We start from the raw sequence: 12,248 nt of genomic DNA on the forward strand, positions 1-12,248 counted from the left end.
GCTGCAATGCACAAAAGCCATTCATGACAGCCATCCCCCAGGCCAGCGGCTCATTCCGTCGATCGCGCGCAAGGCGCGAGGCGTTTCCCGCGCCTCAGTCCCTGCCCTCTCCGAGCCCAAGCGACTTGAGCTTGCGGTGAAGCGCGGAGCGCTCCATGCCGATGAACGCGGCGGTGCGCGAGATGTTCCCCGAAAACCGTTTGATCTGGATGCGCAGATACTCGCGCTCGAAGTTCTCGCGCGCCTCGCGCAAGGGAGCGCCCATAATCGCGCTCGAAAGCCCCAGATCGTCGCTGCCGCCCGTCGCGTCGACCGGCAACATGTCGAGCTCGATCACGCCCCCGGGCTGCATTGGCGCCAGGATGATGGTGCGCTCCACGACATTGCGGAGCTGCCGCACATTGCCGGGCCAGTCTCCTGACTGCAGCGCCGCCATGGTATTGGGCGCCATGACCGGCGCCGGCATGCCGCGCTCTGCCGCGAAACGGGCCAGATAATGCTCGACCAACCCGGGAATATCATCCCGGCGGTCTGCCAGCGGGGGAATGACGAGCGGCACCACGTTCAGGCGGTAATAGAGGTCCTCGCGGAAACGCCGTTCCTCGATCTCTTCCTTGAGATCGCGGGCGGTGGAGGAAATCACGCGGATATCCACCTTCACTTGCCGCTGGCCGCCAATGCGCGTGAAGCTCTGGTCGGTCAGCACCCGCAGGATCTTGCCCTGGGTGGTCAGCGGCATGTCCGCGATCTCGTCCAGGAACAATGTGCCGCCATGCGCCTGCTCGAGAAGGCCGGGCCGAATGATGCCCTCCGGCGTCTCGACGCCGAACAGCGCTTCCTCGGCCCGCTCAGGCTCGATGCGGGCGGCCGTGACGATGACGAACGGACCGTCCGCCCGGCCGGACCAGTTGTGGAGCATCCGGGCAGCGACTTCCTTGCCCACGCCGGCAGGACCGCAGATCAGCACGCGGCTGCCGGTGCCCGCGACTTTCTTGATGGTGGCGCGCACCGAATTGATGGCATTGCTGGTGCCGGTCAATTCTTCTTCCTGACCGAAACGCGCGCGCAACACCTGATTTTCGCGCCGCAGCCGCTCCGTCTCGGTTGCACGGCCGACGATGTGAAGCAGCCTGTCGGACTCGAAGGGCTTCTCGATGAAATCGACCGCGCCTTTGCGGATGGCCGCGACGGCCGTGTCGATATTGCCGTGCCCGGATATCATCAGCACCGGAATGGTCGCATCCCGCTGCTTGATCTCCTCGAGCAGTTCCAGCCCGTCGAGCCGCGAGCCCTGCAGCCAGACGTCGAGCAGCACCAGCGATGGCCTGCGCGCCGCCAAGGCCTCCAGCGCTTCATCGCTGCTGGCGGCGAGCCGCGTTTCGAAGCCTTCGTCCTCCAGGACGCCCGCGACAAGCTCCCGGATATCCGCTTCATCATCCACGATCAGAACATCAAGCGCCATTCAGTGTCTCTTTCATCATATCTCCGGGCCGCTCCTCGCCGTCCTCCGCCAGGCGAGCGAGCCGCGCGACATCAAAACGCAGCGTCACCACTGCGCCGCCATTCTCCGCGTCGGCAAAGCTCATCGTGCCGAAATGCTCCTCCACGATCTTCTTCACGATCGCGAGCCCAAGGCCGGTGCCCTTGGCGCGCGTCGTCATATAGGGCTCGATGATCCGCTCGCGTTCCACCGGCAGGCCAATGCCGTCATCCGCAACGGAAATGACGAGCTCGCCCTCCTGCTGGTGCACGGCCATGGCGATATGGCCATGAGGCGCGGAAGGGTCCTCCCCGCGCCCGGTCTCGCTGGCTTCCCCGAGATGACGCTGCTCGATCGCCTCGACCGCATTCTTGACGATGTTGGTCAGTGCCTGACCGATCTGCCGCCGATCGCAGACCAGCGTGATATCCGTCGCGTCGCCCTCGAAAGCGAAAGCGATCTCGGGATGCGCCACCTCATGCAGGAACATCGCGTGACGCGCGATATCGATCAGCGCTTCCTCACGGAATACCGGCTTGGGCATGCGCGCGAAGGAGCCGAACTCATCCACGATGCGGCGCAGATCGCCCACCTGACGCACGATCGTCTCGGTGAGGCGACGGAAGGTACCGGGATCGGACTCGATCTCCTTGGCATAGCGGCGCTGGAGCCGCTCGGCGGCGAGCTGGATCGGCGTGAGCGGATTCTTGATCTCGTGCGCGATACGCCGGGCCACGTCCGACCAGGCCGCGCGGCGCTGGTCGAGCAGCTGCTGGGTGATATCGTCGAAGGTCAGCACCCGGTTGCCGCCCTCGGCGACCACCCGAACCGCGAGCGTGCGAATCTCGCCGCCGGCGCGGATCTGGATGATGTCCGCTCCGGTCCCCGCTTCCATGAGTTCGGCAAGCTCCGGCGAGAGTTCAGCGAGCGGCAGGCCGACCGCCTGGACGCCGGGCTTCACGAGAAGAGCAGTCGCCGAACTGTTGAGCAGCAGGATCTCGCCATGGGGATCGACCGAAATGACGCCGGCACTGACGCCCGACAGCACCGCCTCGATGAGCGCGCGGCGGTTGGCGAGCTGGTTGTTGGCGGCGACCAGTGCGGTGGTCTGCGCCTCCAGCCGCTGGGTCATGCGATTGAATGTGCTGGCGAGCGTGCCCAGCTCGTCCCGGCCATGGGCATCGGCGACGCGCGTGGAGAGATCCCCCGCGGTGATGCGGCGGGCCGCGTCGACCAGCTCGCCCACCGGCCGCACCAGCCGGTCCGCGACAGCCAGCGCGATCCAGACCGCCGTCCCCACCAGCATCAGCGTGCCGATGAACAGGGCGATGTTGAAGCGCAGCTGCAATTGTCGCGAACGGGCGGCGAACTCGTCATAATCGGCGAGCACGGCCTGTGCCCGCTCCATCTCGCTGAACGCGGATATGGCGGAATCGCGCGTGGCATAGAGGAAGGTGCGGGAATCCGGATAAAGCAGCGCGAAGGCCTCGATCTGGTTGGGCTTGGCCTGGACGAAAACCGGTTGCCCGGCGCGCAGATGCCGAATGATCTCGGGCGTGATCACGTCCGCCGCCGTGCGCTGCTCGGGGTCCACCGTCGCAGCCGTGCGCGCCACGCCATCGCGGCCAATCTCGATGATCGCCGAGCGGTTCAGCTTCCGGGTGACGACCTGATAGATATAGCCCTCGGCGAAGGAGGGGCTCGTGATGCTCGACTGGGTGAGATAATCGCGCAAGTCGCTGGCCATGGTGATGGTTTCGTCACCCAGCTCCTTGAGATTGGATTGATAATAGCCGCGCGCGAGATCGCTGGCATTCTGCAGCATGCCGCGCGCATCGGCCGAGAACCAGAACTGCACCCCATATTGGAAAAGGAGCGAGGCGAAGATCACCACCAGCAGCAACGGCAGGCTAGCAATCATCGAGAACAGAGCCACGAGGCGCACGTGCAGGCGCCCGTTTCCGCCCACGAGGCTGCGTGCGGCGCGGCGGCGCGCGATCCGCTGGCCGATAAGCACGAGCAGGATGATTGCCGGCAGCAGGTTCAGCACCAGCAACAGCGCCACCACGGGCGCGCTGAGCAGCGAATCGTCCTGCTGCGGCCGACCGATCAGCCAGTAAGTGAAACCGGCAGTGACGAGCAGCGTGACGCCGGCCAGAAGCTCCGCAAGGCGGCCGAGCCGAGGCGAGCCGAACAAGGTCGGCGACGACTCGTCCATCCCTGCATTCCGACCCGTTCTCTGATCCATCGTGGCAGCGATACAACATCGGCGTGTCTCTGAAAACACGCTTTACGAGAGGATCGTCCCGCCCAGGCAACCCGTCGCCGGGCCGCCCCCCGTGCTGTCCGAAAAACGCGTTCTACCGCTCGCGCAAGGGCATGGCGGGATCGATATCGTAATGATTGAGTTTCTTGCGCAGCGTGTTGCGGTTCATGCCCAATGTTGCCGCCGCCCGGATCTGGTTGCCGTCCAGCGCGGCCAGCGTCTCGCCCAGCAATACGGGTTCAATGACACCGAGCAGGCGATCGTGAAGATCATGCGCGATGGCGCCCGTGCCGACGGCGAGTTGTTCCCGCACCCAGCGCCGGGCCGCTTCGCGCAGATCCACCGCGCCGCTCGCGGTGGCCCCGCCCAGCGTCTGCGCAAAGGTGAGGACCTGGCGCAGATGCTGTACCTGGATTTCCTGATCGCGGGTCAGCACGGTCAGCCGCTTCATGAGATTCTGCAGTTCGCGGACATTGCCGGGCCAGTCATAGGCCTCGAGCAACCGCGCCGCTTCGTCCGATAGGCTCTTGCGCGGCAGGCCGCCCTGCGCCGCCTTGTCGAGGAAATAGCGGGCAAGCAGAGGCACGTCGCCCGCGCGTTCCCGCAGGGCTGGCAGGCGGATCGGCACGACATTGAGCCGATAGAACAGGTCCTCACGAAAACGCCCCTCGGCGATCAGGTCCGGGAGATCCTGATTGGTCGCGGCGATGATCCGCACGTTCACGCGCACTGGCCGGGTGCCGCCGACTGTCGTGATCTCGCCGGACTGGAGCACGCGCAGCAGGCGGGTCTGCGCATCCATCGGCATGTCGCCGATCTCGTCGAGGAACAGCGTGCCCCCCTCCGCCTGCTCGAACTTGCCGGCGGAGCGAGCGACCGCACCGGTGAAGGCCCCGCGCTCATAACCGAACAGCTCCGCCTCGATGAGCTCGCGCGGGATGGCGGCCATGTTGATCGCCACGAAGGGCTGGCTGCGCCGGGGCCCAAGGCTGTGGATCGCTTCGGCCACCAGTTCCTTGCCGGTACCGGATTCGCCGAGCACGAGAATGTTGAGATCGTTGCTCACCACCCGCGCAATCGTGCGATACACTTCCTGCATCTGGGGTGAGCGACCGATCAGCGGCAATTCCTCCCCGCCGCCGCCTTCGCCCGCTTCCGGCGCGTCGCCGCTCGAGCGCACGCTGATGGCTTCGGCCACCGCGCGGCTCAGCTCGTTGAGATCGAAAGGCTTGGGAAGATATTCGAAAGCGCCCTGCCCTGTCGCGCGCACCGCGGTGTTGAGCGTGTTCTGCGCGGAAAGGATGATGACCTTGAGATCGGGCTCCTCGGCGAGGATGGCGCCGACATCGTCGAGACCATCGCCATCCGGCAGCATGACGTCCGTGATGAGCACATCCGGCGCGAAGACGGGCAGCGTCGCGCGACGCTCGGCAATGGAGCCGACCGTCCGGACGATATGGCCCTGACGCTTGAGCGCTTCGGATATGACGACGCAGATGGCCGGGTCGTCATCCACAACGAGAATCTTGCCGGTCAGTCTGGTCATCCGTTCGCGCCCATCGGCAACAGCACCCTGAAGATCGAACGGCCAGATGCCTGGTCCCGCTCATATTGCACCAGCCCGTTCATGTCCCGCACCAGCTTGTCCACAAGAGCAAGGCCGAGGCCCTGGCCGCTGCGCTTGTTGGAAATAAAGGGATTGAACAGCACGTCCCGGATGCTGTCCGGCACGCCGGGACCATTGTCGATCACCTGAATCTCGATCTGGAGGGGGGACGTCCCCTTCCCGCTCAGCACCGAGAGGCCGTGCCGATAGGCCGTGGCGACCTGAACTCGCCCATCCTCGACCCCCTCCACGGCTTCCACCGCATTTTTCACGAGATTGAGCATGATCTGGACGAAGGCGTCGCCATTCACCTGCGCGAATGGCAGGGAGGGGTCATAGGTCCGCACGATCGGGCAATCGCGCGCGAAACCGGCGGTCGCGATCTCCACCGCACGATCGAGCAGCGGATAGATGTTCTCCGGGCGGCAGGCGAGCGGCTGGTTGCTGGTGAAGTGCTGCATCCGGTCGATCAGCGCCGCGATGCGGTCCACCTCGTCGCAGATCAGCTTGGTGAGCGGACGTGTGGCTTCCCCCGCATCGCCTTCCAGAAGCTGCGCCGCGCCGCGGATACCGGAAAGCGGATTCTTGATCTCATGCGCAAGCATCGCCGCCGCGCCCGTCGCCGAGCGCACGCCCATGGAGGAGCGGCGCACGCCGAGCGTCTGGGACTGGCCATGAACATGGAGCGCCACGACCCGCCAGCGCTCGTCCTCGAGCAGCGGATGAATCAACACATCCATTTCCAGCGCCTCGTTCCGCCCGGCATGGACCTGGATGCCGAAGGCGGAGAGCGGCTTGTCCGTCATCCAGATGGCCGTATCCATGTGCGGATCGGCAATGCGCAACACGCGCCCGACGACACTGCCCACCAGAGCGGAGCGCGCCATGTTGAGCAGCGATTCCGCGCGGGCATTGGCCGACGCGATGCGGCCGTCCGGTCCGATCAGCAGCGTGGCGACCGGGTGCGCGGCGATCAGTTCGGCGGCGTCCGGCAGTGCCCCCCTGCCGGGAAGGAATTGGCTCGACAGCCGGTTTCTCCCGTTCTCAGGCTGCATTCCGCACTGGTTCGCGCAGGACCGCTTCGGGCTGCGCCAGCAACGGCTCATAGAAGCGGGCCAGCATGTCGAGCACGCGCGCCGCGTCCGGCACCTGGTTCACCTTGTTGCGGAATTCCGCCGAGCCCGGCAGGCCGCGCGTGTACCAGCCCAGATGCTTGCGCGCCATGTTGACGCCCGTCATCTCGCCATAATGATCGAGCATTGCACGGTAATGTTCTGTGATCATGGCATATTGCTCGGCCAGATCGGGGTCAGACCGGTGCTCGCCGGTGGCCAGCGCCTGCATGACCTGGCCAAGCAGCCAGGGCCGCCCATAAGCGCCCCGGCCGATCATCACTCCGTCGGCGCCGCTCTGCGCCAGCGCGGTGCGCGCATCCTCGATGGAGCAGATGTCGCCATTGACGATCACGGGGATGCCGACCGCATCCTTCACTTTCCGCACGAAGGCCCAGTCGGCACTGCCCTTGTACATCTGGTTGCGCGTGCGGCCGTGGACGGTAATCATCCGCGCGCCCAGATCCTCCGCGATGCGCGCCAGCTCCGGCGCATTCAGATTGTCATGGCACCAGCCCATGCGCATCTTGACGGTGACGGGCACATCGACCGCTTCAACCGTCGCCCGGATGAGGCTGGCCGCGAGCGGCAGGTCGCGCATCAGCGCCGAACCCGCATCGCCATTGACCACTTTCTTGACGGGACAGCCCATATTGATGTCGATGATCGCGGCGCCCCGATCGGCGTTCAGCTTCGCGGCCTCCGCCATCTCGGCGGGCTGGCAGCCGGCAAGCTGGAGCGAGACCGGCTCCTCGGCCGGTGCCCATGCCGCTTTCTGGAGCGACTGGCGCGTCTCCCGGATCATCGCAGGCGAGGCGATCATCTCGGTAACGTTGAGCCCGGAGCCATAACGGCGCACGAGCGTACGGAAGGGCATGTCGGTGACACCCGTCATCGGGGCGAGGATCACCGGCATGTCGATCCGCACCGGACCGATCTGGATGGGCTTGAGCGTCGTCATGTTCAGAATGCCTAAAAAACAGGCAGCGCCCTTAGCGCGAAAGCGGTTGGCGAGCAAGCAACCGCTAGGCTAAGCGCCTCGCTCATGGTCTCCCCTCCGCGCACTGCTGCTATCCTCCTCGCTGCCGGAAGCGGTTCACGCACGGGTGCGATGCTGCCCAAGCAATATCGCCCGCTCGCCGGGCGGCCGGTCGCCGCCCATTCCATCTCGGCCTTGCGCGGGCATCCCGCCGTCGACAGCGTGCTGCTGGTGGTGGCGCCGGGCCTCGCGGACGAAGCGCGCGCGATGCTTGGCGAGGAGGCCGCGGATGTGCTCATCGTGGAAGGCGGCGCCTCCCGCCGGCAATCGGTTGCGAACGCGCTGGAAGCCCTGGCGAGCGCGGAGACTCCGCCCGCGCGCGTGCTCATCCATGACAGTGCCCGCCCGCTGCTGCCGGCAGGCGTGATCGACCGGCTGCTGACCGCACTCTCGACGGGCGCTGCAGCAGCCATGCCCGTGCTGCCGGTGGCCGATACGCTGGTGCGGGCGGAGGGGGACGAGGCCGGCGCCGTGATCGACCGCGCAGTCCTGCGCCGGGTGCAGACGCCGCAGGCATTCGATTTTGAAGTGGTGCTGGCCGCCCATCGCAGTTGGTCCGGCGAGCTGGAACCGACGGACGACGCGCAGATGGTCCGGGCGACGGGCAGCGCAGTCCGGCTGGTGGACGGCGACCCCCGGCTCGACAAGATCACCTGGCCGGGCGATCATGAAAGAATGGAGCGGGAGCTCATGGCAATGATGACGACCCGCACTGGCCTCGGCTTCGATGTTCACCGGCTGGTCGCGGGCGCGCCGCTCTGGTTGTGCGGTGTCGAAATTCCCCACAGCCATGGGCTGTCCGGCCATAGCGATGCAGATGTGGCGATCCACGCCCTTGTCGACGCCATTCTGGGCGCGCTGGCGGAAGGCGATATCGGGAGCCATTTCCCTCCCTCCGATCCGCAGTGGCGCGGCGCGCGATCCGGGCAGTTCCTGGCCTTCGCGGCGGAGCGTGTCCGCGCCCGGGGCGGGATCATCGACCATGTCGACGTGACCATCATCTGCGAGGCTCCGAAGATCGGGCCTCATCGCGATGCGATGCGCAGCGCCCTCGCCCGGATCATGGACCTGCCTGAGTCGCGGGTGAGCGTGAAGGCGACGACCACGGAACGGCTTGGCCTCACCGGCCGGGGCGAGGGCATCGCGGCGCAAGCCCTGGCGAGCCTCCGCTTGCCCGAAGAACCGGCCTTTCCTGCGGCCTGAGCCTCACCGGTTCACTGGGCGAAACCCGCAGGAGAGTTAATGCCATTGGCTTTTGAGGCGGATCGGCCCATGCTGCGCGGCATGGCAGGGGTCGCAGAAGCAAAGATATGCTTGCTGCCGGAAGAGCTGGTGACGTTGGCCCGCGAGGTAATCGAGGCCAATCGCAAGCTCGGACGGCGTATCGTTGTTGCCGAGAGCTGCACTGGCGGCCTCGTGTCCGCAGCGCTCACCGAAATTCCCGGTTCGTCCGCGGTGTTCGAAGCAGGTTTCGTCACTTATTCCAACGCGCAGAAGGTCAGCCTGCTCGGTGTGAGCGAGGACGTGCTCGATACCTTCGGCGCGGTCTCGATCGCCACGGCCTGGGCCATGGCGCAAGGCGCACTCAATCGCAGCGGCGCGGATATCGCCGTCTCGATCACTGGCGTCGCGGGTCCTGACGGCGGAACGGAACTCAAGCCGGTCGGCACCGTCGTCTTCGCCCGCGCCGAACGCGGCGACGAAAGCGAGAATGTGGTGGCGGACCTGCGACGGTTCGAGGACGAAGGCCGCGCGAAGATCCGGCTTCACGCCGCGCTGTGTGCGCTCGAATTGCTGTTGCCGGAGGCGCTGGGCGAATAAAGCGCTGCGGCGCGCTCTTCGAAAGCGCCGATCATCTTGCGCAGGGCCCGGTCAAAGACCTGCCCGGCCAGCATCTCGAACATGCGGCTCTTGAACGCGAAATCGACCGAGAAGTCGATGAGGACGCCGCCTTCCCCGTCCGGCCGGAACTGCCAGTCGTTGGAAAGATGCCGCAGCGGCCCGTCGACATAATCGACATGCACGCTTTCCGGCCGGCGCTTGACGACGCGCGAGGTGAAGGTCTCGCGCAGCCCCTTGAAGCCGACCACCATGTCCGCCACCATTTCCGTCTCGCTCTGCGAGCGGACGCGAATGGCCGTCACCCAGGGCAGGAATTCCGGATAGGACGCGACATCGGCCACCAGATCATACATCTGGGCCGGGCTGTAGGGCAGTCTTCGGGTTTCGTTATGTCTGGGCATGGCAGGTCAGCGGGCTGACGCCTCCCCTGCCCCCGATCCGGCCGGGCCGATGCCCGAAGCAGCGGCGGCCTTCGCCAGCGCAGCCTCGCGCGCCGCGCGCATCTGCTGGAAGTCCGCGCCGGCATGATAGCTGGAGCGCGTGAGCGGGCTCGATGCCACCTGCAGGAAGCCCTTGGCCCGCGCAATCGCCGCATAGGCCTTGAATGCCTGCGGCGTCACGAACTCCATCACCGGCGCATGTTTGGGCGTGGGCCGCAGATACTGCCCCATGGTGAGGAAATCGACATCGGCCGAGCGCATGTCGTCCATCACCTGATGCACTTCGAGCCGCTGCTCGCCCAGGCCAAGCATCACGCCGGACTTGGTGAAGATAGAGGGATCAAGCTTCTTCACCATCTCCAGCAGACGCAGCGAGGCGTAGTAACGCGCACCCGGCCGAATGGTGGGATAGAGGCGCGGGACCGTCTCCAGATTGTGATTATAGACGTCCGGCCGGGCAGCGACGATCGCCTCTACGGCGGCTTCATGCTTGTTGCGGAAATCCGGCGTGAGGATCTCGATGGTCGTTTCCGGCGTGGTGCGGCGCAGGGCCTCGATCACCTTGACAAACTGCCGCGCGCCGCCGTCGGGCAGGTCATCCCGGTCGACGGAGGTGACGACGATGTGCTCCAGCCCCATCTCGGCGCAGGCATCGGCCAGATTCTGGGGCTCGCGGGGGTCGACGGGACGCGGCATGCCCGTCTTGACGTTACAGAAGGCGCAGGCGCGCGTGCAGACATCGCCCAAAATCATGACGGTGGCGTGCTTCTTCGTCCAGCACTCCCCGATGTTCGGGCAGGCGGCTTCCTCGCAGACAGTCGCCAGTCCCTTGTCCCGCATCAGCTTGCGGGTCGCCTCATAGCCCTGGCTGACGGGGGCCTTGACGCGGATCCAGTCCGGCTTGCGCGAACCAAGGCCGCGCGGTTCCGAGGAAATGTCGTTCATTGGGTCCAGATAGCGATCCGCACGCCGCCTTGCCAGCCCTGTCGAACTTGTGCAGGAGCGAAATCGCCATGGCAACATTCGCGAACATGCTCGAAGGATATCGGCGCTTCCGCAGCACCGGTTGGACGAATCAGCGCGCGCGATGGGAGCAATTGGCCGACGGCCAGAGTCCCCGCGTCATGGTGATCGCCTGTTCGGACAGCCGCGTTGACCCGACCGAGATATTCGACGCCGATCCGGGCGAGATCTTCGTCGTGCGCAACGTTGCCGCGCTCGTGCCGCCTTTCGAGACCAGCCCGGGCCACCACGGCGTCTCGGCGGCACTGGAATTCGCGGTGCAGATGCTGGGCGTCGAGGAGATCCTGGTGCTCGGCCACGGCCTGTGCGGCGGCTGCCATGCCGCGCTGACACAGGACATGCATGGCGCGCCGCCGGGCGAAGGGGGCTTCATCGCCAGCTGGATTTCCCTGCTCGACGACGCCCGCGCGGACGTCATCGCCCGTTACGGCGAGAACCGCAGCCGCGATGTCGGCCGCGCGATGGAGCAGGCGGCCGTCAAGGTCAGCCTCGCCAACCTGCGCACTTTCCCCTGGGTAAGGGAAAAGGAGAACTGCAACGTCCTGTCACTGAAGGGAGCCTTCTTCGCCATTTCCGACGGGAAGCTCCACTTGCTGGATGAACAGACAGGTGTCTTCACGCCCTATGAATAGCCCTTTCCGCCTGTTCACTTATGGCCAGCTCATGCCCGGCGGAACAGGGTATCAGACGCTCGGCCTCGAGCACCGGACCAGGCATCTCGGGCCCGACCGGGTGGCGGGCCGCCTTTATCATCTCGGCGATTATCCCGGCCTCATAACGGGTGCGCATGGGATCGTCCAGGGAGAAGTCCTGGAGTTCGAAGAGCCCGGACTGATCGAAGAGATCGATCTCTACGAGCTTTACGATCCGGAAAATCCGGTCGGTTCGGAATATCGCCGGATCGAGGTCGATCTGCTCGACAGCCCCCGGCGCGTCTGGACATATGAATATAACCGCACCGTCCGCGATCGCCCGATCATCGCCACCGGAAACTGGCGGATGCGCTGAGATTCGCGACGCGTTCCAGAGCGATCATCCGTGGAACGCCGGCCCTGTCCGGCGATCTCCCGCGACTTGAAAATGCGCCGGGCGCCTGACACATCCCGCTCATGGCCTTCATCGCAAAGCACATCAGGATCACCGGCCGGGTACAGGGCGTGTTCTATCGCGGCTGGACGGTTGCCACGGCTCGCAAGCTGGGACTGGCCGGCTGGGTGCGCAACCGGCTGGACGGCAGCGTCGAGGCCTTCGTGCAGGGCGAGGACGGGCAGGTCGAGCATTTCTTGATGCTGGCGCGGTCCGGCCCGCCTGCCGCACAGGTCGATGCGGTCCGGGACAGCCCCGCGAACCCCGGCGAGCACCATCTGTTCGAGCAGCGCCCGACCGCCTGAGCCACAGGCCGGCAGTCTCTCGCCGCTACCGCGAAAAGGCGCCCGCAAC

The 12,248-nt window shown here is 65.9% G+C and carries 12 protein-coding genes; 5 read left to right on the forward strand and 7 right to left on the reverse strand.

The annotated features are described in order from the left end of the window. Window positions 1–94 precede the first annotated feature (94 nt). From ntrX to dusB, 5 genes are all read right to left on the reverse strand, one after another. Window positions 95–1,462 carry a nitrogen assimilation response regulator NtrX gene (gene ntrX, locus SLG_RS08875; protein WP_014076121.1) on the reverse strand — a complete coding sequence of 456 codons (1,368 nt, stop codon included), beginning with the start codon at window positions 1,460–1,462 and terminating at the stop codon, window positions 95–97. Further along, window positions 1,452–3,698, reverse strand: coding sequence for a sensor histidine kinase (locus SLG_RS08880; RefSeq protein ID WP_051003722.1), 2,247 nt, complete (start codon window positions 3,696–3,698; stop codon window positions 1,452–1,454). Before SLG_RS08880 ends, ntrX begins: the two co-directional genes overlap by 11 nt. Before the next feature lie 142 nt (window positions 3,699–3,840). Next, window positions 3,841–5,292, reverse strand: a complete 1,452-nt coding sequence (gene ntrC / locus SLG_RS08885; RefSeq protein WP_014076123.1) for a nitrogen regulation protein NR(I) — start codon at window positions 5,290–5,292, stop codon at window positions 3,841–3,843. Beyond that, entirely contained in the window at window positions 5,289–6,407 is a 1,119-nt protein-coding gene (locus SLG_RS08890) for a two-component system sensor histidine kinase NtrB (protein ID WP_014076124.1), read from the reverse strand. Before SLG_RS08890 ends, ntrC begins: the two co-directional genes overlap by 4 nt. Beyond that, window positions 6,397–7,425 carry a tRNA dihydrouridine synthase DusB gene (dusB, locus tag SLG_RS08895; protein ID WP_014076125.1) on the reverse strand — a complete coding sequence of 343 codons (1,029 nt, stop codon included), beginning with the start codon at window positions 7,423–7,425 and terminating at the stop codon, window positions 6,397–6,399. The genes SLG_RS08890 and dusB overlap by 11 nt, the downstream gene beginning before the upstream one ends. Before the next feature lie 84 nt (window positions 7,426–7,509). On the opposite strand from dusB, the gene SLG_RS08900 reads away from it, so the two are divergent. Both SLG_RS08900 and SLG_RS08905 read left to right on the forward strand, forming a co-directional pair. Beyond that, complete coding sequence (locus SLG_RS08900) at window positions 7,510–8,706, forward strand: bifunctional 2-C-methyl-D-erythritol 4-phosphate cytidylyltransferase/2-C-methyl-D-erythritol 2,4-cyclodiphosphate synthase (RefSeq protein WP_014076126.1); 1,197 nt, start codon at window positions 7,510–7,512, stop codon at window positions 8,704–8,706. Between the two features lie 81 nt (window positions 8,707–8,787). Then, a complete protein-coding gene (locus SLG_RS08905; RefSeq protein ID WP_041392983.1) occupies window positions 8,788–9,324 on the forward strand; it encodes a CinA family protein in 537 nt (178 codons plus the stop codon). Here SLG_RS08905 and SLG_RS08910 read toward each other — a convergent pair. Next, window positions 9,270–9,746 (reverse strand): type II toxin-antitoxin system RatA family toxin, encoded by a 477-nt coding sequence (locus tag SLG_RS08910; protein WP_014076128.1) that lies wholly within the window; start codon window positions 9,744–9,746, stop codon window positions 9,270–9,272. The genes SLG_RS08905 and SLG_RS08910 overlap by 55 nt on opposite strands. Before the next feature lie 6 nt (window positions 9,747–9,752). Further along, window positions 9,753–10,730: a lipoyl synthase gene (gene lipA, locus SLG_RS08915; RefSeq protein ID WP_014076129.1), complete on the reverse strand. Its 978-nt coding sequence runs from the start codon at window positions 10,728–10,730 to the stop codon at window positions 9,753–9,755. A gap of 68 nt (window positions 10,731–10,798) precedes the next feature. Between lipA and SLG_RS08920 the strand changes: the two genes are divergently transcribed. The 3 genes from SLG_RS08920 to SLG_RS08930 all read left to right on the forward strand — a co-directional run bounded on the left by SLG_RS08920 (window position 10,799) and on the right by SLG_RS08930 (window position 12,199). Further along, on the forward strand, window positions 10,799–11,440 hold the full coding sequence (locus SLG_RS08920) for a carbonic anhydrase (RefSeq protein WP_014076130.1): 642 nt from the start codon (window positions 10,799–10,801) through the stop codon (window positions 11,438–11,440). After that, a complete protein-coding gene (locus SLG_RS08925; RefSeq protein WP_014076131.1) occupies window positions 11,433–11,816 on the forward strand; it encodes a gamma-glutamylcyclotransferase family protein in 384 nt (127 codons plus the stop codon). The genes SLG_RS08920 and SLG_RS08925 overlap by 8 nt, the downstream gene beginning before the upstream one ends. Window positions 11,817–11,917: 101 nt before the next feature. Beyond that, a complete protein-coding gene (locus SLG_RS08930; RefSeq protein ID WP_014076132.1) occupies window positions 11,918–12,199 on the forward strand; it encodes an acylphosphatase in 282 nt (93 codons plus the stop codon). Window positions 12,200–12,248 lie beyond the last annotated feature (49 nt).

Source organism: Sphingobium sp. SYK-6 (genome assembly GCF_000283515.1).
GTDB lineage: Bacteria > Pseudomonadota > Alphaproteobacteria > Sphingomonadales > Sphingomonadaceae > Sphingobium > Sphingobium lignivorans.